The following is a 23285-nucleotide window of genomic DNA, read 5'->3' as shown; positions in this document are numbered from 1 at the left end:
CGCTGGCTCGACTATTGACTTGCCTGAATTGTCGAGCCGCGAAATCGTCAATCGGCATTCGCATGCGTTCGTGACGAATCGCGGGTGTGCGGTGCAACGTAACGTGATGTGGAATGCTACGTAACGCGCGGTATTGCGCAAACGTTTGGCAAAGAAAACCATCTTTCTCGAAGCGCCTATCTGATAGCCGCAACGCGGCGCAAGTCGGCTATTTCCGGCATTTCATCCTGTGTTTCACGCACTGGTCGAATCGCCTGGCACGGCATGTGCATAAAGCAACGGAATTAAAAGACGAATCTGTCATGCACACGCTCGACTATGCAAAACCTGAACTGCTCACCTTCACGAAATGCGACTTGCATCTCCCTCAAAACCGGCTGGATGCTGCCGGCAGCGCTTCTGTGGAATTGAATGAATCCGAAAGCCGAGTCCGGCAGGGGTTGAGCGCGGGTGAATTTCATCTCGTGTTTCAGGGCGCTTATCGCGCGGCAAGCGGGACCTTGGCGCGACTGGAAGCGCAACTTCGCTGGAAGCACCCGGATTATGGCCTGCTGCTTCCAGCCCTTTTCATGACGGCGCTCGGCCATCCGCAACTTGCGTTGGACATGGCCTTGTTCGTCGTGGATGGCGTATGCCGCGAGCTACGTGGCTGTCTCGCTGCGAATCTGCCATTGCCGCCGGTTGCGATCGCGATGCCGGCACACGTGGCACTGCACGAATCGTTCGCTGGCGAGGTCGCGCGCGTGGCCGACTCTTATGGCGTGCCGCCCCGGCTGTTTGAAATCGAAGTTTCAGACAGCGCGGAAGCGGCAAAGCTGCTTACCCTACGCACGCTGACTGAGAGTCTTCGAGATATCGGTGTCAGCATTACGCTCGGCAACTGGGGCAATGGCGGGTCGTCGATGGCGCTACTCGGCGGGCTCGATGTGGATACCGTCACGATCGCGCGTGAATTGATGGCGACAGTGCCACGTGATGCGCGTGCAGGCACTGTGATGACGGCGCTGATCGATCTGCTTCACGCGCTGGATGTGCGAGTAGTGGTGAGCGGTGTGGACACCGAAGAACAATTGCAGTGGTTGAGACGGTGGCCGGAGGTGTTGGTGCAGGGGGCTTTGGTGTCGCGGCCGCGAGTGGGGTTGGCGGGTGTGTTGGAGCCACGGCGTTGAGGCGACGTTCGCGGCGCAGCGGGGAACCAGTGAACCTCGTGTGTTCATAGCTTTCTGACCTTGCAACCTGATTTCCGCGCGTCTTTTCAGTGTTCGTCTTCCAACCGTTTAAATGTCGATTCGAAGCGTGCTCTCAGCAACATAAGTGCAAACCGGTTGTTTGTGACGAAATAGCGCTTCCACATGCGCCTCGGCTCCTGCGCAACCCGATAGGCCCATTCGAGGCCATTGCGTTGCATCCATTGCGGAGCCCGACGTACCTTGCCAGCAACGACATCAAAAGTGCCGCCAACACCCATCACGAAATCGACGCCGAGCCGATCCTGCCAGCGGTTGATAAAACTTTCCTTCTTTGGCGATGTGATTGCCACAAAGAGAAGCCTCGCACCGGATTTCCGGATCTTCTCAACTACCGTCTCCTCGTCATCCCAGAAATATCCGTGATGATAGCCGGCGATCAGCAAGCCAGGATGTCGCATTGTTGCAACGGTGGCAGTGTGTCCCACCACTTCCTCAGTCGCCCCCAGGAGAAATACGGGCAGACCTCGCATTGCTGCCAGTTGCAAGAGACGTTCGAAAAGATCAACTCCCGCTACTCGCTCCGGCACGGAATGGCCCAATAGTCGCGCTCCCCAAACGACGCCCATGCCATCGATGTTTACGATATCGCACGCGCGAACCGATGAATAAAGCACGCTGTCCGTCTGCATGTTGACCAGCTTTGCGACATTAACCACAACATGCTGCGTGAATTGTTGAGCCTCGATACGGTCGCCGATAACCCTGACGGTTTCCTGCATGGTGGCGATGTCCATCGGGCATCCAAAAAGCTCGATCCGTTTCATTGTGCGCACCCCTGAGAATATTCAATCGTCTCTTTGCCGCTTTCGACCTGAACCCTGTTTGCATAAGTTTCTATTGCATAGAACGCCCACGCCTGTGTCCACCGCAGATAGTTGATTCGATTTTTCGTCAGTCTTCCCCTTTGGTACATGAAGCGGCGCTCACGTGGCATATAGAGCGTTTCTACGGAGCGTTCAAAGACTTTAGTCGCCAATCGATGATCTTCATTGGATGCGCCCACTTTCAGCAGGGTGAGCAATGCTTGCGCGACCGAATGGGTATCGAGCGGCCAGACGGCGTGGTCGTAATATTTAACGGTGCCGTCTGGCAAGAAGAAATTCCGCCGGTAATAGTCCATACCGGCACGGATGGCGTTGTCGAACTCGTCAGTTCCGGCCGCTCGTTGTAGCGCCGACAATGCTTCCAGGTTGTAGCCGGTATGAAAACCATCCACGAACGAATGATGATCACGCGTACCGTATCGCCACGCGCCATCCTCACGCTGCATTGCCACCGAGAGGCGTGCAGCACTAAGCGCACGATGCATGAGCGTGTTGTCTCCCACTCGACTCGCGGTCTCTCCAACAACTGCGGCCGCCCAAAGGTTGGCGTTGTGCACGAAAGCGGGTTCACCAGGAATGTACGCATAATAGCCATCGCCTTTCCGGTAAAGCGAGTCTACGAAAAGACCAGCGTCTGTTGCCGCGTCTATGAACCGTTGATTACCTGTTCTATCTCCGAGTGCAGTAAGTCCTCGCGCGATATAGCAAGTGGTGATCGCATTGGGCGTGCCCCGAGGCACAAAAAAAGCACGCGCGGCCCAGTCAAAGTGATAACCCCAGGCATTGTGCCTCCATTCACTCCTGTCACAGCGCTGGCCTAAAAGCCATTCAGCAAGCCGAGCGGCTTCGGGAATTTCCCATCCGTCGCCTGTTCTTCGCTCACGCTCCAGAAGCCCAAGGATGATTAGCGCAATGCCTTTGGGGTTGCGGCGACGCGCGATGCCGGCAAGCGGGCGCAAGTTTACGGGGCTGCGTTTGTGAAGCTGCAACCAGGCGATCTTCGCAAACGGAAGAGAGCCTAGACCTAGCTTCTCAAACAGGACGCTGTTGAGGCCGTCGAAGGGGTCGTATCCTGCATAGTCGGTCGCCCGACATTGCATAATGAGTGCGTCAGCAAGCGAGCCGGCGTCGAGACGGGGAGTCATTGGTTCACCTTTCCACGCACGGAGATGGAGACAGGTCCATAGAACAGTCCAGTCTCGCTAACCTTCGAGCGAAAGGTTTGCCAACTTGGCTTATAGACACCAAGCTTCAAGTATGCGTGGCGTTCCTCGGGATACGCATTCTGGTGACCACGGGATGCAAATACTTGCTGACCGTTCTTCCATAATTCCGTTTTTGCTCGCTCTCCTGTCGAATCAGGTCGATAACATAGAAGCCAGTGCACCCATTTGCCGCGGTCCGCGTCCGCACCGTGCAAAAGAATGTTGTGGCTTTGCCTGGTATCGAGGCCACCGCGTTCGGAAAACAGGTAATCACTTCCTTGAAGCTGCAGCATGATGGGCGGGGAACCTACCCACGTATCCGTCTGGTGGATCTGCATAATGATCTGCATCTGCTCGTCGTCGAATACAAAATCGGCGGGTAACAGGGTTGACCATTCTATGCGGTACTCGTGTCCGGAAACGATTTCCGCGGCCCGAGCGAACACCAATTCACCGCGCGGAGTTCCATTCGCAACATGAGAGTAATCTTCGCCACGTTGGATGTTGACTTTGACCGCATGCCGATCTGGGGACAGCGGATCATTGACTACTACGAGGTCTCGCGCGTTCGAGCTTTGAATGTCGATCGCGGGATCGAAACCGTGCGCCCAATTGGTGGAAAACAAGGTGTGAAAAGCAGGAAGCCGTTGAGTTGGGATTTCACTGGTTTGCTCCACGGCGCAAGCTGAACATAAAGATAAAGCTGCTGTCAGCAGATAGCGTTTTACATTCATGGTTCACCTACCCCACGCGCAGCAATGTTTTGATAGCACTGAACGTATCGATCGACGATCAACGACGCTCGAAAACAGGTTTGAGCGCGTGTAAGTCCTGCACAACCCATATGGAGCGCACGCTCGGGATCGTCAACCAGTTTGCGGAGCGCCTCAGCAAGCGCCTGCGGATTGTGTGCGTCGACCAGATATCCGCTGACACCGTCCTCAACAAGGTCAAGAAAACCACCCAGGCGCGTGCCTACAACCGGCCGACCGCAAAACATCGCTTCGAGTGTAGCGATGCCGAACGATTCAAAGTGGCTTGGCATGCAGAACAGATGCGCGCCGCTATAAAACGCGAGTTTTGCGTTGCCGTTGAGCCATCCTTCGAAGATTACGCGGTCGGCTATCCCGTGCGCTGCGGCAATGCGCTTCCAGCGCTGCGTGTCACCGGTTCCAGCAATCCGGAGTTCGATATCCCGTCCTTTCCGGGTCAAGTCAGCAACGGCCCGAAACAGATCATCTAGCCCTTTCGCTTCGCTCAGGCGGCCGGCAAAAGCAATATACGGCCTCTGGTTTACAAGGAGGGGAGGTGCGGGGACGCTGTGCTCCGCATCAAGCGCCATATTCCCGAGGACATGGACCTTATCGGTGTGACGCCAGCGCTGTAGCCACCTCGCTATAGGTGTTGACACGGTGATAACACAGTCGGCCTTACGGATGAATGTTTCGGCTAACTGACGAGTCAACCAGTCCGATCGATTGAAGAAGCGCTCGAAGTTACCGGAATGAAGATGAAATACGGTGCGCTTGCCAGACAGCAGCGACACAAGGAAAAGCACGAATTTTCGATAGAACGATCCCCGTTCCGAGACGTGGAAATGCACGACATCGGCTCGGCTGGCGGCTCGCACAAAGCAAGGGACGTCAATCAGGCCGAACGCCAGCAACCCGCCGATACTTCGAAACGCGCGTGTTTCGAAGAATGAAATGAATATTCCCGCCCGCTCGAACTGGTTTCGCTGCGCTGCCAACTGGGAAAGCACTGACGCGATGCCGCCTTTCTGGCCATGCCCGGGCCCAACCTGAAGGATGTGAACATTCATCGCAAGGCCCCGTGACGATCTTGCACCATCAACGCAGTTCGATTGAGCGAGCGACTATTTTGTGAGAACAGATACATGAGCATCAACGCTGAGAAGACGTAAGATGCGGAAACGAACGACATCGAGAAGATATTGTCGAAGCAGAAAGCGCCGACCAAAAATAGCCAGATTCGCCTGCTTCGACTTACTTGCCCATAGAACACCATAAAAGCGAGCCACAAGACTGCGCCCAGTACGCCGAGCTCAACGAATAGATGTGGATAAAACGTGTCGGTGGTCGTGAGGGTATTTCCAAGGCCGTACCAGTTGAAGTGGTAGATGCTGTAAAGGGGGGAGTGATATTTGACAGAGGCCGGCCCGCCGAATGAGCCGAGACCTTCTCCGAAAACGTTGCCTTTCATCAAAGACTGGAACATGACGCGATATGACTCCGCTCGCGCCGAGTTACCCGCTACGACGTAGAACGATAGCTTGGTCATTGCGATCCTGACTAATGAATCAAGTAGTCCGGACATCAGCGCGAACAACAAGACGCCGATCCCGGACAAAGCCGCAATGACAGATCGCACGGTGAGCTTTCGTTGGACGACAAAATATACGGCGATCGTAGCAAAAATTTTAAAAGAGACACCCAGCAGTGCGAATGTCAGGAACACCCACGCCGCGCGCTTTGACCATCGCGTGGGCTGGTAGTGACGACATAGAAGAAACGCACAGAAGTTGATAAAACTGAATTCCGAAAAAAAACCTATCCATCCTTGCGCTCGCAAATACAAGCCAGAATCGAATTTCACCGGGAGAAACAGGGGAAGTTTTAGCGCATATGCTACATAAAAATAGCATTGGAACAGGTCGTTGCTTAGCACCACAGCAAAGAACATGAAGATTACCGGCGAAAGTCTGGCTCTATAGGCGAACATTGACACCGTGATCGCCATCGGCGCGAGAAATCGCAAAAACTCTTCTCCACCGGCGTTGATGTTAAAAGTGCGCCACATCGCTAGATACAGTGTTAGCAGGATGGGCAAAATCAATGCGATTAGCTTGTGAAAGCTCGGACGCAGCAGAATTGCAGTGGACAGCAAGGCGAACGCGCCCAGCTTGACGAACTGGGATCCGTCCATTTCGAGTGAAAGAAGCGTGTCGCTGATGCAAAACAGAAGGTAGGAGAACGATATCGCCCATGCACCAACGGAATGCCATCCGGTCAACTGCGAATTTCGATGTAACGACATTGATATCGTACTGGCGTTCATCGGGGCGCTCCATGGCTTTGCGGGTGTAACTGGCCGTTGGTATTGGGATCTGTTGCCAGTCTGCAAAAGTTCGAGTATTGGCGATAAACCACGCGGGCGCGATTTTGCACCAGCCAATTGCGCCATACTGTCACCGCGATCGCCGAGCAGAGAATCATCGTGAAGCCTGGTTGCCCACCGTATGCGTAACAGGCAACCACGAGCAATGCAAAAACCGACGTGGTGATGACGTTGATCTTCGCCGTCGCGGCACCCTGCTCGAACACCATCATGACGCTGCTGTTTGCGATGCCCATCATGCTGACTGCGCACTGCACTGTGAGCAGTAATCCCGCCACGACGGCGCCTGTCTGATGCGTAACACCGTGTATCTGCGCGGTGGCCAACAGCAGGACAAGAACGACGTTGCAGCCCAGCGTCGCTCCGTTGCACCAGCCAATGCTGCGGCTCATCATGCGAAGTGACTCGTCGAGGGAGGCAGCGGCTGCCTTGCGCTTGGCAAGGTCTGCCAGTTGCGTCATCGAAATCGCTCGCGGCAGAAGCATCCCAATCGCAGTGACCGAAGAAAGCAGGGAAAGCAGGCCGGCGAATGCCGCCCCACACATTACCGTCGCAGCCGGCACGAAGATCAACGCGATTCCGCCCGACAGTAAGTTCGTAAGACCGAACTGAAGCCCCTTACTGTCCAGTCTCCTTGGCAGCATCTGCAGCGCAGGCCGACCTATTCCCGCGAACATCGCAATCGCAATCGTGCCAAGGGCCGCAGCGAGCGCGCTCGCGGCAGAGAGGCCGCCGCGCTGACAGGCGGCCAGCATGACACCTGAGCCGACAATCAATGCGATGTCGAAAGCGATCGCGGCGCGATAACGTTTTAAGGCAACAAAGTAGTGACGTGCAACCTGATAAGCTGTCCAGCCCCACAGCAATGCTAGAAACGCGGGAAGATCAAACGGGATCACTTTGGACGTGGCAAACGCCAGGCCAAAAAGGGTGCAGACAACAGTCGTGACAAAACTCATGACAGCGACGCCATAGAACGCTGCAATGGCGCCGCGTTGGGTCGTAGCCGCGGGCACGCGCACTAATATCAGCGTCGCCCATCCGATTGCGGTGAAAAAGCAGACCATCTGCGCGATAGACATGCTTGACGCTGTCCGTCCGAGTTCCGCCAGCGAATAGACATGCTGAACCGCGAAGAAGACAACAACCCGGTACAGTCCGGGCAACCCGGTACAGATCAGGGCTTCAACGCGTTGAACCGATACGGCGCCGGCCAGAGCATCGATCCTGGGACGGCGGCGCATCGTGCTTGCCTTTGTATGCTCCGTCACGCGAAAAGCCCCCGCGTATCGACCAGAAGCTTCGACTGCAAGCGTCGCCGGTTGATATCCTTGAATTCGCGATGATCGACGAGGAGCAGGACGATATCCGCAGCCTCAATAGCGCTCGCGAGGCTGGTTAGCTCCACTTTGCCGCGAAGCGCGTCCGGAAGAACCGACACGTTGGGCTCGACCACGACAATATCCGCTACCTTCTCATCGGCGAGTTGATTGACGATGTCTATTGCCGGGCTTTCGCGCAAATCGTCGATATTGGCCTTGAATGCCAGTCCAAGGCAGGCAATCACGGGCGCCTTGAAGCGCGCGGCCAAACGCTTTGTCTGGTCGATCACGTAATGAGGTTTGCCGTCGTTCACGCCGCGAGCAGCCCGAATCAGTTTGGCCTCTTCAGGCGCTGAGTCGACGATGAACCACGGATCGACGGCAATGCAATGTCCTCCGACACCCGGACCAGGCTGGAGAATGCTCACGCGAGGGTGGCGATTGGCAAGTCGAATGAGCTCCCACACGTTGATATCGAGCCGATCGCAGATCATCGACAGTTCATTTGCGTACGCGATGTTGATGTCGCGAAATGCATTTTCGGAAAGTTTGCACATTTCAGCGGTGCGTGCGTCCGTCAGAATACAGTCGCCCTGAACGAAGATCTGGTAGAGCTCGCGAGCCAATTCGCCGCATCGGCGAGTCATGCCGCCGATCACACGGTCATTCTGTACCAACTCGCGGATAACGTGTCCCGGAAGCACGCGTTCCGGACAGTGTGCAATGCGGATGTCGGACTGCTCACCTGAATGCTGGGGAAAGGTCAGATCGGGGCGACATTCGGCAAGCCATGCGGACATCTTTTCGGTCGCTCCCACGGGCGAGGTCGACTCGAGCACGACAATATCGCCTTTTTTGAGCGCTGGCGCGATCGAACGACTCGCCGCCTCTATGTAGCTCAGATCAGGTTTATTCCCGTCGCAAAACGGTGTTGGAACAGCGATAAGAAATGCGTCGGCCGGTTCCGGCGTTTGGGTCGCGCGCAGATATCCCTGTGTCACGGCAGCGTGAACCAGCATGTCCAACTCTGGCTCGACGATATGGATCTCACCTTTGTTAATCGTATCGACCGCACGCTGCGATACGTCTACGCCGATAACCTTCTTTCGGCGTGCGGCAAATGCCGCAGCGGTCGGCAAACCAATGTAACCAAGTCCAATAATGGAAACGACATCGAATGGCATAGCGTTGGTCTCGTCGCTGGATAAGTTCTAATGGAAACAACTGCGGGCCCATGGTGGTCCGCCCGACACCCGGTGCTACCGATAAAGCGTCGGCGCTTTCCTCGCTTGCCGTGCCATTGCGCGACGGCACGCTTTGGCGTGACTTATGGCGAGGTGGCCGCTTATTTCATGTGTCAGTCGCGTTACTCAGGTACGCATAGCCGCCATAGTCTCCATACTGCGCGGAGCGCAGGCTTGGCCTGAAACCGTTAAAGACGATCCCGGTGATCTTCGCCCCGACACGCTCGATTCGTTTGGCGGATTCGAGAAGTTCGCCACCGCTGGTCATGCCCGAACGTGCTGCTAGAAGAACGATCCCCGCGAAGGGCGCGAAGACCGTCGCATCCGTGACCGGCAGTACCGGTGGTGCGTCGAGAAGAACGATGTCGTATCGGCTCGATACCTCTGCCAGAATATTGGCGATGCCGCCGGAAGACAGCAATTCGACCGGCTGCGCCATCAGCGGACCGGTAGCAAGCAAATCCACGTTCCGAGACACGTCTTTGATGATTGCCGCGTCCAGCGGCATGTCATCCCTGAGAACGTTGGAGAGGCCGACTTTGCCGGACACACCGAACTCGGCAGCCAGATGTCCGCGGCGCAGATCGACGTCCATCAACAGCACGCGCTTCTTTGACATTCCCAGCAGAGTTGCCAGATTCGCGGAGGTGAACGATTTACCAATGCCGACCGAAGGGCCGGTCATCAGAATGACGTTGTTCTTCGGGTTCTCCAGCAGCGCGAACTGCAACGCGGTGCAGAGACTTCGAATGGCTTCGACTGCCGGTTCCTGCGGTCGAGCCAATGCAAGGATCGACGGACCGCGCCGGCCGCCTCGCTCCCTGACTCGCGTCAACTGGCGCTGGGTGTCGCTTAGCGGAATAGTGGCAATGACGTCGAGAGACAGATCACGCTCGATATCCACGGGATCAGTCAGGCCGCCGAACAATGTTGAACGTGCCAGTGCAAATCCGACTCCGCCAAACAGGCCGATAACGGTTGCCAGGACAATAACAAGCGCTTTCTTTGGCTTCGTTGGTTTGTCGGCGACCAATGCGCGGTCGATCACGCGTACGTTTCCGATCTTGCTTGCGGTGGCGAGTTGCAGTTGTTGAACGCTGTTGAGCAATCCAACATACAGACTCGTTTGAACAGTTACGTCACGATTCAGCCGGACAATATTTTGCTGATCATCCGGTAGCCGCTGGATCGATTCGTTGAAGTTGTCGATATGCGCGCGCGCGGCGGCGATCTGTTGATCCAGTGCAAGCACGGCGGGATACTGGGCGCTGTAGATCGTTGCGAGTTCCTTACGCTTCTGCTCGAGCTGGAACAGACTGGATTGCGCCTCGACGGCCTGTCCCAACACGGCCTTTGCCTGCTCGCTGAGATCGACGACTTTATGGTGGTTCTGATACACATTGAGGCGGTCTTCGGCCAGCCGCAGGGTATGCTCTATTTCCGGAAGTTGACTCTTCAGAAAGACGAGAGACTTCTCTGCCGCCGCCGCCTTGCGGTCGGCATTTTGCGCGACGTAGTTTTCCGCGATCCTGTTCAAGACTGTGGCCGCTCGTACGGGATCCTCATCGTCATAAGTCACGCCAATGACGCCGGACTGATCCTTGCCCATTTCCGAAATCACGAGGTCTTTCCGCAGCTGTTCCAGGACCTGAATCCGGGAATAGCGCTTCAGCTCAAATTTCGCGTTCTCGCTGGCGTTCAACTGCGACACCAGTAGCTTGACTTGTCCAGAAGGAGTGTTCACTGCCAGGGGAACTCCGACTTCACCCGTGACATCGGCATCGAGATCGCTGCCCGAAAGCCGATATCGGTTGTTACCTAGCGCGGTGACGGAGAACTTGTCTTCTTCGAATTCGCGAGGCACGTCGAATTGATCGACCCCTATGGTTTCCGAGCCCCACGCATATCCGCCCAGACCAAATATCCCCGGGTGCGACAGCGAGTTTCTGTGCTTCGCGATAAATGCCCCGAAAAGGGGGAAATATTTAGGCTTCGCGTCGATGTAAAGGTGCAGCTCATCCACCATGTTTGCGGTGACAAGCCGTGAGTCGAGGATCTGCATTTCGCCGTCGTCGGTCGATTTGATGTCGAACAGGGAGGTCAATCCGCTCATCAGATTGCCGGCCGCTGCACCTGCCAGGTCAGAGTTATCTTCCACCTGAACCGTGATATCACCACGATAAATCGGCGTAGCCAGGAATGCGTACATGACTCCAAAAACCATGCACACGATGGTGACCGTGGCTATCAACTTCTTGTTCTTGAAAATGACATCGATAAGTGCACGGATGTCAATTTCGTCCTCGTCGCGGGAAAATTGATTTTTCATTTTGTTGTAGGTTCGTATTTCAGCGGTTTATTGGCGCGATTCAGGCACTCGTCATGTTATGTACGCTGACCCCGTGACAGGTCGGCAATGCGTCGCGTCCAATCCAGAACGCTTCGTTCAATCAATGTCATCGCCTGGTCGTATATGCGCGCTGACCGGCCAAACGGGTCTGGCACATCGACGTGCTCTGCCTCCGCCAATCGATAGACACGGCCGCGGGTAGTGGGGTAGAACTTTTCGATTGCCTGCTTCTGAGCCAATTCCATGACAAGGATCAGGTCGGCTGCGCCACACAATCGTTCGTTGAGACGCCGTGATGTGTGTGAGGACATATCGATCCCTCTATCTGAGAGCAGGTCTCGCGCGAAACGGTCGATCGGCGCACCTTTTGCGGCTGAAAGACCGGCCGACGTCACTTCGATGTCGGACAATTCCCGCTGTAAAAGACCTTGCGCCATCGGGCTGCGACAGAGATTGCCTTCACAGACTATGAGTACCGTATCGATCATTTCGTCACAATCGCCGTAGTTAGGCCAGCATTGATGGCGGGAAGCAGCAGACTCAACACGCGGCTGAAACGCACGAGGCCGTTGCCGTCGACGTACACAACGTCTTTCGGTTGCAATTCGAATTGATTTGCCAGGATCATTGATACGGGCGAGTGTGCGTCCAGATGAAAAACCTCCGCCTGCGAATCTGTCGCCCCTCGTATCACATACAGCTGCGCTGCGTCCGCACTGGCTGTGTTCAGACTGCCGGCCTGCGAAAGGGCGTCGCTTAACGTGAGCTTGCCGCTTTTCATCGGTACCGCCGTTACGGGCTTGTTGACTTCACCCATGACGAACACACCGTTGTCGTCGCGCGATACCACGCGAAGGAGATCTCCGTTCTTGAGCAGAATATTGGATGGGTTCTGATCGCTCTCGAGCATCTTTGAGAGGTTGAGACGATATGAAATTCCGTTGCGCACGAGAACCATCCGGCTTTGGTCGGCAGTCGTGCTAAAGCCGCCGGCACGATTGATTGCCTCATAGAGTGTCAACGGAATGTCGTTGACTGGCACAGCGCCAGGGGTCCTGACTTCGCCGTCCACATAAATTTGCTTGGCGCGAAATGACGTGACCCGAACGGTGAGTTGCGGTTTGATGAAGACTTTCGACAACTCTGCATAGACCGCTTGCTGGGCCTGTTCGACGCGAAGGCCGGCAACATGAATCGAACCGGCGTACGGAAACTGAATGTTTCCGCCGTTGTCGACAACAAATCCTTGGGCCGGATCGAATGGTCTGGAGTTATTCTGGTTCTGCGTTCCTAATGCGGCCGCCAATTCGGGGTGATCCCAGACGGTAATCTGCAGTACGTCTCCCGCGCCGAGCGTATACGGACCGGACTGTCCAGATAGTTCACGCGTCTGATCCGTGCTTGTCTGGTCAGAGGACTCGCGCAGCTTTCTGATCAGTGCGGTATTGATGTCGACGATCGGAATCTGCAGTTCCGTTTGCTGACCTTGGGTGTCGCTATTACCCGTTGGCAAGGTTGCGGATGTGGGCATCCGCATACCGGGAGCGGCCGCGCATGCCGCCAGCGCGCAGCAGAGTGCGACGCACAGGACTCCACGCGCGTACCTGTGATATCGGCGCCACGCGCTGTTTCCAGAAGATGTCTTCGAATGTCCCATAAGTTAAACCCTCGTACCTATCGATTATTTTTTCGGTGAGCTGGCTGGGCTCGCCGATGTACCAACTGACGTGATTCGCAAGACGCGCGAGTCGTTTGTGGTCGTTATTGCGCGGCTGGAATATGTCAGGTTCCATTAATACGCATTGCGATGTATCAACCCGCGTACTACGGTTGCCAGAACGATGCGCATGTCCAGCCCGAACGACCAGTTCGTCAGGTAATACAGGTCATGCTCGACGCGCTTCTGCATTTTCTCGACACGATCGGTTTCACCACGGAAACCGTTCACCTGTGCCCATCCTGTGATTCCCGGTTTGATCCGGTACCGGTGGATGTATCCGTGAACGATGGTCCGGTAGAGGTCGTCGTGTTCAATGGCATGTGGGCGTGGTCCGACTACCGACATGTCGCCTCTTAGCACATTGAGGAATTGCGGCAATTCGTCCAGACTCGTCCGCCGCAAGAAGGCGCCGATTCGGGTAATGCGTGGGTCGTTGCGTGATGCCTGCTTGATGACGCCAGGCTCGGACGCGTGCACTCGCATCGTCCGGAACTTATAGATCTTGAATACCCTTCCGTCGGCTCCCTTTCTCTTTTGAACGAAGAAGACGGGGCCGGGCGACGATAGCTTCACGGCGACTGCGACACAGATCATCAGAGGGGCGAGACAGAGCAACGCGGCGAGGGAAAATGCCCGATCGAATACCTCTTTCTTCAGTAACGCATGCGATGACAGAGGAGACGCGACGAGATTGATAGCCGGCACACCAATGAGATCGATGACGCTGCCATCGAACAGAGCAAGACTGCTCACATCTGGAAGGAAGCGAATGTTGACCAGATCGTCGCGGAATTCGTGCAGACAACGCGAAATCATGCTTTCTTCCGACAGCGGAAGCGCAAGCCAGATCTCCTGAATATTCTCGACTCGAACGAACCTGGAGAAATCGGTGAAATCATCGAACAGTTGTATGTTCGGGACGGGGCATTCGGCAGCTCGCTCAGCGCCTGGGTGCAGGTCGAATGCGGCCGCCACCCGGAAACCGCTAGCGCGCGCTGCGAGGATGCCGCGCATCACCTGCCGGCAATGCGATCCGCGGCCAACAACCGCAACACTACGCAAATTCAGTCCTGCATTGCGTACATGGCGCAGCAACGCATAAGTCGATGATCGGGCGACGATTAGCGCTGCGCCGGTCGTGCCGGTCCAGTAGGCGAACCAGAGTCGCGATATAAAATCCGTTCTATGCAGCGCAAACATCAGAACCAGCCCGCAGCCTTGCACGACTAGCCATGCGAGACAGATCTGGCCGATCATGCGAAGCATGGAGCGGCCTCGCCACGATTGATAGACACCAAATACTGGAAACAGCGCCAAAGCGAAGGCCGCGGCAAATGCGATGAAGCCGGTGTCGACGTGATCCCCAGTCAGATTCTCGAAACGGATCTGCGCCGCCGCGACTGCGCCGCCGACGATCAGCGAGGTGTCGAGGACTCGCGCCAGCAGCCCTTGGAAGCCGGCTGACTTCTTGTTCTCATATGCAATTGATATGGCGTCCATGCTATGCCCGTGTCCTATACGCTTTATTGGCGCACATCGCGCCCCCGGAAATAACCCGTCCCGTAAGGGGAGAGGTTTGTTTTTAGTATTCCTCTATTTAGGGAAACTGGATTGCCGGCAAAGTCGTGGATCTAAATAAATAATTCGCAGGGAATGGTTCGGTTGCTTGCTGATCGGTTACGCGATAGCGATAGCTCAGGAACAGCACGGTCCGTGCGCTGCGTGCCCGCGCAAAACGACGCCGCTCGTTGGTCGGAGGCGCGTTGCCTCGCTCGATGCTTTCCCTTGGCGCGAGTCGCTAGAGGACCGGCCCACCCCGAGCCGGATCGAGCTGTTGAAAGAGACAATCATTTTTGCTTCCCCCGTTTCCTTTAGCTTGTGTCTTTTGTGTAGCGATAGGGTTAAAGCAGCAAATATGCCAGGCGTCGGATCGCGTTCGGAAAGTTTTTCATCTTGTTGCGGATTCAAGCCCGGCAACGGATTCGGGATCGTGCGCGGTCATCGAAAATGGTCAAGGTCGTGGTTCTGGAGAGGCTGTAACGTAACGGCGCGCCGTAACGTCCCGGCTTTAAATCGGCCTTGAATCGACCTTGAAGCGGCAGACGAGAGCCGGCGGCTTCGCCGGCAATTGTGGTCCTGTTGAGGTGGCGAGACGCCCTTTGTGGCGTCCGCCGCATTACTTCGTCGTAGTACCTGTGCCGCCCGTGCCACCGGTTGCGCCGCCGCTGGCATTGCCGGGAAGGGGTGAAGCCGCGCCTGCCGAAACAGCCGCCGCGGCAAGTGATGCCACTGGCTGACCATCGCCGGTAATCGCGCCGGCTGCGAGTAAGGCGTCGAGGTCGGAGTCGGCGCCTGGCTGTCCTGGCGTAAAGGAAACGGTGAGGAACGACGACGATGAGAGAGTGATGCCGTACATCGTTTTCAACAGCTGAGCGACTTTTTCCTCGGCGTTTGCAATGACGGTCGAGTTGGTCAAGGCGGACTGGTACGAGGAATTTGACGTGATGCCGGCGAGGAGGCCATCCACAGTTGTTCCGAGCTGACCTGCAAGATAGCTCAAAAGCAACTGCGTCAACGGCGTCACATTGTATGTACCAGTGCCCGCAGCGAAGGAATGGATAGTGATTGCGCCGCTCGATGCCGTGATGGAACAGGGGCCGTCGAAATTGAATGCGGCCTTATACGCACCGTTCGCATTGGCGGTGGCGCTGCCTGTCCCATTCTTGCAAGCCAACTGGACGCTTGCGTTCGCCAGCGGTGCTCCGACAGCAGCAGTGCCGCTGACCGAGCCCAGCGCGGGGTTGCCTCCGCCACCGCAGGCGGTCAGGGCGGCAGCCGCCAGGAAAAGAGACCCGAAATGCAGAGTGGGCGACGTTGCAGCTTTAAGAAGTTTCATCGTTTTTCTCCAGAATGGAAATTACTCGTGACCAACTTGAGGTGCCCCTTGTCTTTCACCGGTGCCCTGCCCACTGCTCTCGTATCTGTCATGCAAAAGTGCGTTTTCAAAATACACACGCGAGATGTTGCTTCAGGAATGGGGTGCTTTTTGTGCCCTGTCGTCCGGGTTTGCATAGAGGAAGTAAGCGTCCCGCATTCTGTAGAGCTGGGTTGAGAAGTACTCGCCGCTAAAGCGACCTTGATTCAACAGATACTGCTGGGTGCTGTATGGGAAACTCAGATTTTGCGCGGCATTCGGCGACAGGTAATTAGTCGAGCCAACGCGCGACCGGAAATCCAGCGCAAACTGCTCCGAGCCGTACACTTGAGTGATCCCCGGCTTCATGCCCTGGCGTAGTGTCAATGGGAAGCTGACCGACGCACCGACGAAGCTGCCTTGACCGCTATGTTCTCCATGCACACTGACAGCAACGTCGTCGAACCATCGGGTGATGGTGATCATAGGACCCTTGTCACCACCGACGTACCTTGCTACGCCCGCTTCAACCCACAGGTTCCACGCCGGTTGCACCCATCGGTAAGTCAGCATGGCGTTCTTTTCGCCCGGCAGCGTGTCATGTCCGGGTTCGTGATGCAGATAGGCAAGCCTAAGGCGAACCAGGTCAGGCCGGCCCGGGACGAACAGAGTCGTCTCGTTCTGGATACCGAGATAATCGAAATCGAACTTTCCGACCGCCGCAACGTTCAAAACCCGTGGTGCAATCCAGAAGCTCTGACCCAGGGCTACCGTCGACAAGCCACCTCGCAAGCGGTAGTCGCTAAAGACGCGACCACTGTCCATATTCCTGGTGTTGTACAGCGGGGCGATATAGCTGGCGTAGAACTCGGCGCCACGCCATAACGGCACAAAGCCTTCTATATTGGCGCCTAGCGAGACGTCAAAGTTGCCGTACTCGGTGCCGTATACGTAGCTCGCAATCGGCTCGATCTGGATGCGAGTCAGTCCATGTTTGTGTTCGTCGCCTTGCCAGGTGATGGAATCGGCGTCGTAGGTTGGGTGCGTACGCATCGTCATTGATGCACTTGCGGCAATGACGGATCCGCCCTCGATGAACTGTGCGAATGCTGCGCGATCTACGGTCACCTCGCCCAGCGGTTCATCTGCTTTCTTGATTACCGCACGAATTTTCTGAATTCCCTGCGGCGCGTTGATGCTGGAAATGCCGAAGACAATGCCCAACGCGTCTGCCTCGTTCTGGTTATAGCGATGATTTTCATATTCCACGACCAGATCGCGGCCCGCAATACCCACACGCACTCGTTCAAGGCCCGCCGCAACCAGTTGTGCCGCGATTGAGTCGAGTGACGCGGTAGCCAACGAGTCAGAGAAAATATCCGCCTGCTTTATCGACCGAACGTCCGATATATCGCTTAGCAGGACGGATGCGTAAGCCTGCGGCGGTTGGGTATAGACGATCGGCGCCGCCGTGAGAGCGGTTTCCGTGTTGACAGGCGGGCGGTTCACCGGCCTCGGCGTATCGTCTCCAATGATCTCTTCACCATCGGTGTCCAACACGGTATCGCTGGCGAAGTTCTCCTGACTTTTGCAAAGGCCGCCGCCGCACCGCGCCGCATCGAATCGCTTGCCAAGAGGTATCTGCACTGCAATTGCAATCGACGTACGTGGCGACGCGCCGTCCGTGGAGCGAAGCGATCGCGTCACGGTGCCGATCAGATTGGCGTCGGCCAGCCAACCGATGCGCGGCGATTGGTAGCGCAGACCTGCATAGGGTGTTCTGGCATCGGTTTCGGCGAGTAGCGAGAAGCCAGTTTTCCAAAGCGACAACTGCAAGCCACCGAATACGCCGTCAAGTCTGTCACCCTGGCCATAGCCCACGGTCAACGTCGCCGGTCCAAACGCTTGCGAGACGACGCCATACTTTGAACGGAAATAATGAGTCTGGCCGCCTACGTCAGTTACGCCGAAAGCGATGGACGGCTGGTATTCAAAAAATTTCGGTACTTCCACTTTCACATCGGCTGTCAAATGCCGAAGAATCGTGTGCTCTCCGTGGCTAAATACGGCGCCACCGTCTGTCGGATAGTTTGCCAAACCGCCCGACACCTCCACGTATGGGAAGATGCCGATGGCCGCCCAGTAGACTTGCGATCCGGTTGCACGCTTGCCATATCGTGGATCGATGTAATCGTTATATTGAGCTTCCGCCATTCCACTGGGCAGTGTGAAAGCGTAAGGAATAACCAATCCTCCTGCTTGTCCAAGCGAGTTCAGCGCAGGCCCGGCGGCCTGCATAGATACCGAAAATGATAAAGACGCTGCGAATGCAATTGCATGCGGAAAGAAGCGGACTGCCTGCGAGCGCTGCGCGCGGGTCATTCGTCGCATTGCGCACGTTGTCCCTGGTTAGCGCCGCCCAGACTGCGCGCAGTTCTATGCTGCGCCGAATTCGCCGTGTTCATCCCTGATCCCCGTGTTGGTCTCTCGCGCCAAACGTTCCTATTGATTTGCTCGACTCGTGTCCGCTTGAACAACTCTGATCTCTCTTGTTGTATGGCTGCACTTTGTGCGCACTGCGAAAAAACGCCTGCTTGGGGACGCGATCTGGAATTCGCCTGCCCGGTGCGACCTACTCAAGACAGACCAGGCGGCGAACAACAATGGGCAGATGTGCAGCCGCGGCGCGTGCTTCTTCTATTGGTGCTACAGCAACTCGGCAGGACAAAAGATCTGGGTTTCAGATCGCACTGTTTTTGTGGTTGAAGAAGACCAAACCGATAACCCCGGTCGGGCTGGTCGTGATGCATAACTCGCTATCGTTTTTACGGCGGTGACGACAGTGCTGTGCACAGCGAACCATTAAGCAGCAAACATGCCAATTTATGGGCCGACTGCGGGGAGTATTTGGTGTGAGCCAATTAGCCCTCGGCAGGCAAGGCTTCGGCGGGTTCGGGGCGGGCCGGGAACGCGAGCGGGTGACGTGAGAAATGCCCGCTTTTTTGGGGACCGTTACGTTACGTGTGCCGTAACGACCCGCCCCGGCTGGCAACGGAAAAAGAAAGGTGGGTTGCGCTGTTTTCGCAAATGCTGGCGCTGCCGAACTCAAACAGAGCGGCGGATGAAGTGTTGATTCCGGTGCGCCTCAGTTTCGCGCCGTGCGAGGAAACAGCTTCGCAAACACCCCATTCCTCGCAATCCACGCCGCGTACTCCCGATAATCCGGATCATTCATCAAATGGCGTTCCTCAGTTCTTGCCCGCAGAAAATACAGCATATTCACCGCCAGAAGCGCGGCACAATGCGTCACTGCAACTTGCCAACCCAACGGCTCGACAAACGGTACGGTCACCATCCAGTAAGACAGATTCTTCGCGATATAAGCCGGATGTTTGGTGAACCGATAAGGTCCCGAGGTAACGATGCCGCGATTAGTCAAATTCGAAAACCGCAAGCCGAACGAGATGGTGGCGAGCGCATAGCACAGCAGCAACGCAATGATGACGGCACCCCAGACGATTCGCACAACAGGCATCGAAATAAGCCAGTTGTCCCAGAACACCGAGCCTTCGTAATGGATGTACTGGTTGGAAATGAGCGACCAGAACGGTTGATAACAAACCAGTGCGACAAGCCAGCCAAGCGTGGTCGGCTCCGCGCTACGTACGTGACTGTCGAGTATGCGCAGCGTGCACAGATAGCCTACCGTGCCGAACATCAGGTCCATCGCGAAACATAGGTCGTACATGAAGCGGAATGTCGCGAGCGAGAATGGCGCGCTTAGCGCGTTTGCCAGCGACGCATTGAGTTGGTCCGCATTCGTGGACAGGTAGACGATCATCAACGGCAGAAAGAATGCCTTCACCATCCAGCCGGCGAGCATCTCGCGGATGGGCCGCCAATTGACGGGACGTTCTCCGCGAAACAGCAGGCGTGCCCACATCAGATAGGCGTCGTCGACCTCGCGCTGATGCCTGTCCATCCACACGAAGTAGAACGGGGCTGCAATGAGCAGATAAGGTGCGAGCGCGCTGATCAACTTCCAGAACGGGTTATAGAACGCGCCGTGATATTCCGGCAAAAGCCAATAGAGCACGCCGATACCCGCATACACCGAGGCCAGCGCCGCGAGCCGCAAAGCGACGCGCGAGATGCTCAATGGCCGCACCGCGCGGCCGGCAATGCCGGCGCTCGGTCGCAAATAGACTCGCGCGACGAATAGCTCGTAAATCGCGATGGTCGCAATGATCGCAAGGCAGGCGGCAGTGCTGCGCGCCGCGCCGTCGAGCGCGGTGCTATCGCGCAGCAGATAGAGCGTGAGCAGTCCGACGGCAATTCCGAGCAGGCCGATCGAACAGGGCGTCGCCGAACGTGGCCGCGGATCGTGCGCGCGCGCGATGGTTTCTAAAGCGGAGTTCATGTCATCCCTCGTAGTCGTGACATTGAAGGCAGCCGGCTTGTTGATTTTTTTAACGTCCGGCCGCCGCACTTGCGTAACGCTTATTTGCCGGCCGCGGTAACGCCGCCGAGCAATCCGCCGACCAGGTTCGTCACCGGAGCGAGCGGGTTCTTGCCGGCTGAACCGCTGCTGCCTGTGCCGCTGGCGGAGCCACCGGTCAATCCGCTGATAACACCAGTCAGCGGATTGGCGGGCGTGCCACCTTGAGAGGCGCCGTTGACTGCGCCGGTCAGATTGCTCGCCAACGAGCCGACCAGGGTGACGACCGGCGAGAGCGGGCCGCTCGTGCCGGGTGTGCCGCCCACCGGGCCGACCTTGCCGAGGAGCCCCGCGATCGGCGCGAGCAGACCCGCGGCGCCGGCCGTACCACCGGAACCGCCAGTAGCGCCGCCCAGCGAGCCGAGGTTGCCGACCAGCCCGGTCAGCGGCGGGATCGAGATGCCGCCGCCCGTGCCGCCAGAGCCGCCTATGCCGCCGAGCGGTCCGAGCAGGCCCGTGATCGGCGCGAGCGGATTGGTGGTCGCGCCGGTGAGCAATCCTCCTGTGCTCGTAACGGTTTTGCCGAGTTGACTCACGATTGCGCCAACGTCGTTGCCGACCTGATCGCCGGTGGCGCCCGACACTTTGATTCCGGCTGCATTGACTCCGTTGCCGAGCGTGCCGAGCAGATTGTTTAGCGGTGCGCCCAATCCCGTTGCGTTGCCGACTGTCTGCGTCGTGTTGGAGACGGCGAGCGTGATCGGGTTGATCGCCGAACTGAGTTGCGTCTCGAGTTGCTGGACCGGCGCGCTGGAGAGCACGGTGTTCAGTCCCGAGCCGACTGAGGTGATACCGCCGCCGAGACCGTTGGTCACGCTGCTGAGCGTCGACGTCACCGGGGCAAGCGGTGCCAGCGGGCCGCTGGCGAGACTCGACACGACGCCGCCGAGTGCCTTGACGGCTGAGCCGGTATTGGAGACGACGCCCGCGGTGGAGTCGAGCGTCGGGCCGAGCGGATTGGCCGCGCTGCCCAGAGTGCCGAGACCGGCGGCGGTGCCGTTGCCCAGCACCTTGACGCCGGTGCCGAGGTCGGTGAGAGCTGCGCCGAGATTGGCGGTCGTTGCGCCGTTGACGCCGGGAACCGACGTGCCCGAGACCTTGGTGCCGGTGTCGGCGACTGTGGTGCCAACAGCCGTGATGAGGTTACTGGCCTGGGTGACGATGTTGCCGACTGGGGTGGAAGAGGTGCCTGAGGTACCCGAAGTACCCGAAGTACCCGAAGTACCCGAAGTACCCGAAGTACCCGAAGTACCCGAAGTACCCGAAGTACCCGAAGTACCCGAAGTACCCGAAGTACCCGAAGTACCCGAAGTACCCGAAGTACCCGAAGTACCCGAAGTACCCGAGGTGCCCGAAGTACCCGAGGTGCCCGAAGTACCCGAAGTACCCGAAGTACCCGAAGTACCCGAAGTACCCGAAGTACCCGAAGTCCCCGAAGTCCCCGAAGTCCCCGAAGTCCCCGAAGTCCCCGAAGTACCCGAAGTACCCGAAGTACCCGAAGTACCCGAAGTGCCCGAAGTGCCCGAAGTGCCCGAAGTGCCCGAAGTACCCGAAGTGCCCGAGGTGCCCGAGGTACCCGAAGTACCCGAAGTACCCGACCCCGAAGTCCCCCCTAGCCCGCCCCCGCCGATACTCGGAGTGTTAAGAGTCGACCCGCAACCGTAGAGCGCGAGCAAAGTGGATGTCGTAACAGCGACGGCTGTCCGACTGGCAAATTTCTTCATGTTGTCCCCGTTGAACGACTATTGACGGGGACGTCAATGCAAGTTGCACGCCAAACGCAGGTTATGACGAGATAATGAGATTAAATCGCATATTTAACTAATGAATTGTCAGTAAATTAAATTTACAACGACAAAACAGCAATTTTGCCATGAGGGTAGAGGCCATGTTCCATTCGCGTGCTACGTAACGCCGGAGCCCAACGTAACACCGCAAAGCCTGCGTCGATCCACACATAACAACCACCCGGCGCCGTCACAACCACCCGGCATGCGGAGCCCTCTGCTATGCCTTCCGAATCATCAGACAAAGCTATTGGAAATTGTAAGGTTATTCCAAATCTTGATTGAGAATGATTCGCGTTTGCGTTAAATTGGCGCCCTGTCCTTTGAGAAAGCGGAGCGAATCTATGGCTGAGGTGCTCGTCCGGCGAGAGCCTTCAACAGCGATGCCGATATCGGTTCTCAGCACCGGCGGCGCTTGTCCACCCGTTTCGCGGCGCGCTCGCGCCGACTCGCGTCCGGTCGATTGGGAGAAGGGCACGCTGCTCGACGTGCTGATCGACAACCGCCCGATGCTCGTCAATCTGGCGCGCGGTTTCGTGGGTTGCGCGAGCCTCGCGGAAGACGTGGTGCACGACGTCTTCATCAAGCTGATCGACTTTCCGGATCAGGACGCGGTGCGTCAACCGGTCGCGTACGTGACACGCATGGTGCGCAACGCGTCGATCGACGCCTTTCGCCGCCAGAGCCTGGAAAACACCTATCACGCCGACGAAGACGACGGCCTGCACGTGCCGTCGCCGGAACCTTCGCCGGAAGCCGCGCTGCTCGTGCGGGATACGCTCCGGCACGTCTACAACGCGCTCGACCAGTTGCCGCCGCGCAGCCGCGCCGCATTCGAAATGGTGCGGCTGCGCGAGGAAACGCTGCAAAGCACGGCACGCGCGCTCGACGTCTCGCAAACGCTGGTGCACTTCATGGTGCGCGACGCCGAGAAGCATTGCGCCGATTGCCTCGACGCCCGCAATCGTGGCGTCGCCGGTCCCGCGTTCTGCAACGGCCGCGCGCGCCGGCGGTAAAAAAGCGCGCGCATCAA

The 23285-nt window shown here is 57.2% G+C and carries 17 protein-coding genes; 2 read left to right on the top strand and 15 right to left on the bottom strand.

The annotated features are described in order from the left end of the window. The first annotated feature begins 113 nt into the window (after positions 1-113). On the top strand, positions 114-1169 hold the full coding sequence (locus BXE_RS34395) for an EAL domain-containing protein (RefSeq protein WP_011492734.1): 1056 nt from the start codon (positions 114-116) through the stop codon (positions 1167-1169). An 86-nt stretch (positions 1170-1255) separates the two neighbouring features. On the opposite strand, the gene BXE_RS34390 is transcribed toward BXE_RS34395, so the two are convergent. From BXE_RS34390 to BXE_RS34315, 15 genes are all read right to left on the bottom strand, one after another. Beyond that, positions 1256-2014 carry a WecB/TagA/CpsF family glycosyltransferase gene (locus tag BXE_RS34390; protein ID WP_011492733.1) on the bottom strand — a complete coding sequence of 253 codons (759 nt, stop codon included), beginning with the start codon at positions 2012-2014 and terminating at the stop codon, positions 1256-1258. Beyond that, entirely contained in the window at positions 2011-3219 is a 1209-nt protein-coding gene (locus BXE_RS34385; protein WP_011492732.1) for a hypothetical protein, read from the bottom strand. Before BXE_RS34385 ends, BXE_RS34390 begins: the two co-directional genes overlap by 4 nt. Continuing rightward, positions 3216-4013 carry a heparin lyase I family protein gene (locus BXE_RS43685; RefSeq protein ID WP_040124390.1) on the bottom strand — a complete coding sequence of 266 codons (798 nt, stop codon included), beginning with the start codon at positions 4011-4013 and terminating at the stop codon, positions 3216-3218. The genes BXE_RS34385 and BXE_RS43685 overlap by 4 nt, the downstream gene beginning before the upstream one ends. Further along, on the bottom strand, positions 4010-5101 hold the full coding sequence (locus tag BXE_RS44760) for a glycosyltransferase family 4 protein (protein WP_011492730.1): 1092 nt from the start codon (positions 5099-5101) through the stop codon (positions 4010-4012). Before BXE_RS44760 ends, BXE_RS43685 begins: the two co-directional genes overlap by 4 nt. Then, positions 5098-6357 carry a hypothetical protein gene (locus BXE_RS34370; protein WP_011492729.1) on the bottom strand — a complete coding sequence of 420 codons (1260 nt, stop codon included), beginning with the start codon at positions 6355-6357 and terminating at the stop codon, positions 5098-5100. The genes BXE_RS44760 and BXE_RS34370 overlap by 4 nt, the downstream gene beginning before the upstream one ends. Continuing rightward, positions 6354-7661: a hypothetical protein gene (locus tag BXE_RS34365; protein WP_011492728.1), complete on the bottom strand. Its 1308-nt coding sequence runs from the start codon at positions 7659-7661 to the stop codon at positions 6354-6356. The genes BXE_RS34370 and BXE_RS34365 overlap by 4 nt, the downstream gene beginning before the upstream one ends. Before the next feature lie 23 nt (positions 7662-7684). Further along, the gene (gene wecC, locus BXE_RS34360) at positions 7685-8923 is read right to left on the bottom strand and encodes a UDP-N-acetyl-D-mannosamine dehydrogenase (protein WP_011492727.1); all 1239 of its coding nucleotides are present in this window, start codon (positions 8921-8923) and stop codon (positions 7685-7687) included. Between the two features lie 166 nt (positions 8924-9089). Further along, positions 9090-11312, bottom strand: coding sequence for a polysaccharide biosynthesis tyrosine autokinase (locus BXE_RS34355; protein WP_011492726.1), 2223 nt, complete (start codon positions 11310-11312; stop codon positions 9090-9092). 56 nt (positions 11313-11368) lie between these two features. Continuing rightward, entirely contained in the window at positions 11369-11821 is a 453-nt protein-coding gene (locus BXE_RS34350; protein WP_011492725.1) for a protein-tyrosine-phosphatase, read from the bottom strand. Then, complete coding sequence (locus tag BXE_RS34345; protein WP_011492724.1) at positions 11818-12870, bottom strand: polysaccharide biosynthesis/export family protein; 1053 nt, start codon at positions 12868-12870, stop codon at positions 11818-11820. The genes BXE_RS34350 and BXE_RS34345 overlap by 4 nt, the downstream gene beginning before the upstream one ends. A 255-nt stretch (positions 12871-13125) precedes the next feature. Further along, the gene (locus BXE_RS34335; protein WP_011492723.1) at positions 13126-14553 is read right to left on the bottom strand and encodes an undecaprenyl-phosphate glucose phosphotransferase; all 1428 of its coding nucleotides are present in this window, start codon (positions 14551-14553) and stop codon (positions 13126-13128) included. A 676-nt stretch (positions 14554-15229) separates the two neighbouring features. Beyond that, on the bottom strand, positions 15230-15949 hold the full coding sequence (locus BXE_RS34330; RefSeq protein ID WP_011492721.1) for a hypothetical protein: 720 nt from the start codon (positions 15947-15949) through the stop codon (positions 15230-15232). Positions 15950-16081: 132 nt separating this feature from the next. Beyond that, positions 16082-18349, bottom strand: a complete 2268-nt coding sequence (locus tag BXE_RS34325) for a YjbH domain-containing protein (RefSeq protein ID WP_148223076.1) — start codon at positions 18347-18349, stop codon at positions 16082-16084. Between the two features lie 763 nt (positions 18350-19112). Further along, positions 19113-20387: a methyltransferase family protein gene (locus tag BXE_RS34320; protein WP_011492718.1), complete on the bottom strand. Its 1275-nt coding sequence runs from the start codon at positions 20385-20387 to the stop codon at positions 19113-19115. Positions 20388-20467: 80 nt separating this feature from the next. Further along, a complete protein-coding gene (locus tag BXE_RS34315; protein WP_011492717.1) occupies positions 20468-22189 on the bottom strand; it encodes a collagen-like triple helix repeat-containing protein in 1722 nt (573 codons plus the stop codon). Positions 22190-22596: 407 nt separating this feature from the next. Between BXE_RS34315 and BXE_RS34310 the strand changes: the two genes are divergently transcribed. After that, entirely contained in the window at positions 22597-23268 is a 672-nt protein-coding gene (locus BXE_RS34310; protein WP_011492716.1) for an RNA polymerase factor sigma-70, read from the top strand. Positions 23269-23285: the final 17 nt, after the last annotated feature.

Source organism: Paraburkholderia xenovorans LB400 (assembly GCF_000013645.1).
Classification (GTDB): Bacteria; Pseudomonadota; Gammaproteobacteria; order Burkholderiales; family Burkholderiaceae; genus Paraburkholderia; species Paraburkholderia xenovorans.
The sequence above is the reverse complement of the archived record's forward strand: the minus strand, read 5'-3'. Positions and strand labels throughout refer to the sequence as shown.

Excerpts from the sequence above, each read along its gene's own strand:
- BXE_RS34395 (WP_011492734.1), top strand. The coding sequence starts at position 114 with ATGCTACGTAACGCGCGGTATTGCGCAAACGTTTGGCAAAGAAAACCA.
- BXE_RS34370 (WP_011492729.1), bottom strand. The coding sequence starts at position 6,357 with ATGAACGCCAGTACGATATCAATGTCGTTACATCGAAATTCGCAGTTG.
- BXE_RS34390 (WP_011492733.1), bottom strand. The coding sequence starts at position 2,014 with ATGAAACGGATCGAGCTTTTTGGATGCCCGATGGACATCGCCACCATG.
- BXE_RS34345 (WP_011492724.1), bottom strand. The coding sequence starts at position 12,870 with ATGCGGATGCCCACATCCGCAACCTTGCCAACGGGTAATAGCGACACC.
- BXE_RS34330 (WP_011492721.1), bottom strand. The coding sequence starts at position 15,949 with ATGAAACTTCTTAAAGCTGCAACGTCGCCCACTCTGCATTTCGGGTCT.
- BXE_RS34350 (WP_011492725.1), bottom strand. The coding sequence starts at position 11,821 with ATGATCGATACGGTACTCATAGTCTGTGAAGGCAATCTCTGTCGCAGC.
- BXE_RS34335 (WP_011492723.1), bottom strand. The coding sequence starts at position 14,553 with ATGGACGCCATATCAATTGCATATGAGAACAAGAAGTCAGCCGGCTTC.
- BXE_RS43685 (WP_040124390.1), bottom strand. The coding sequence starts at position 4,013 with ATGAATGTAAAACGCTATCTGCTGACAGCAGCTTTATCTTTATGTTCA.
- BXE_RS34385 (WP_011492732.1), bottom strand. The coding sequence starts at position 3,219 with ATGACTCCCCGTCTCGACGCCGGCTCGCTTGCTGACGCACTCATTATG.
- BXE_RS34315 (WP_011492717.1), bottom strand. The coding sequence starts at position 22,189 with ATGAAGAAATTTGCCAGTCGGACAGCCGTCGCTGTTACGACATCCACT.
- BXE_RS34355 (WP_011492726.1), bottom strand. The coding sequence starts at position 11,312 with ATGAAAAATCAATTTTCCCGCGACGAGGACGAAATTGACATCCGTGCA.
- BXE_RS34325 (WP_148223076.1), bottom strand. The coding sequence starts at position 18,349 with ATGACCCGCGCGCAGCGCTCGCAGGCAGTCCGCTTCTTTCCGCATGCA.
- BXE_RS34310 (WP_011492716.1), top strand. The coding sequence starts at position 22,597 with ATGGCTGAGGTGCTCGTCCGGCGAGAGCCTTCAACAGCGATGCCGATA.
- BXE_RS34320 (WP_011492718.1), bottom strand. The coding sequence starts at position 20,387 with ATGAACTCCGCTTTAGAAACCATCGCGCGCGCGCACGATCCGCGGCCA.
- wecC (WP_011492727.1), bottom strand. The coding sequence starts at position 8,923 with ATGCCATTCGATGTCGTTTCCATTATTGGACTTGGTTACATTGGTTTG.
- BXE_RS34365 (WP_011492728.1), bottom strand. The coding sequence starts at position 7,661 with ATGCGCCGCCGTCCCAGGATCGATGCTCTGGCCGGCGCCGTATCGGTT.
- BXE_RS44760 (WP_011492730.1), bottom strand. The coding sequence starts at position 5,101 with ATGAATGTTCACATCCTTCAGGTTGGGCCCGGGCATGGCCAGAAAGGC.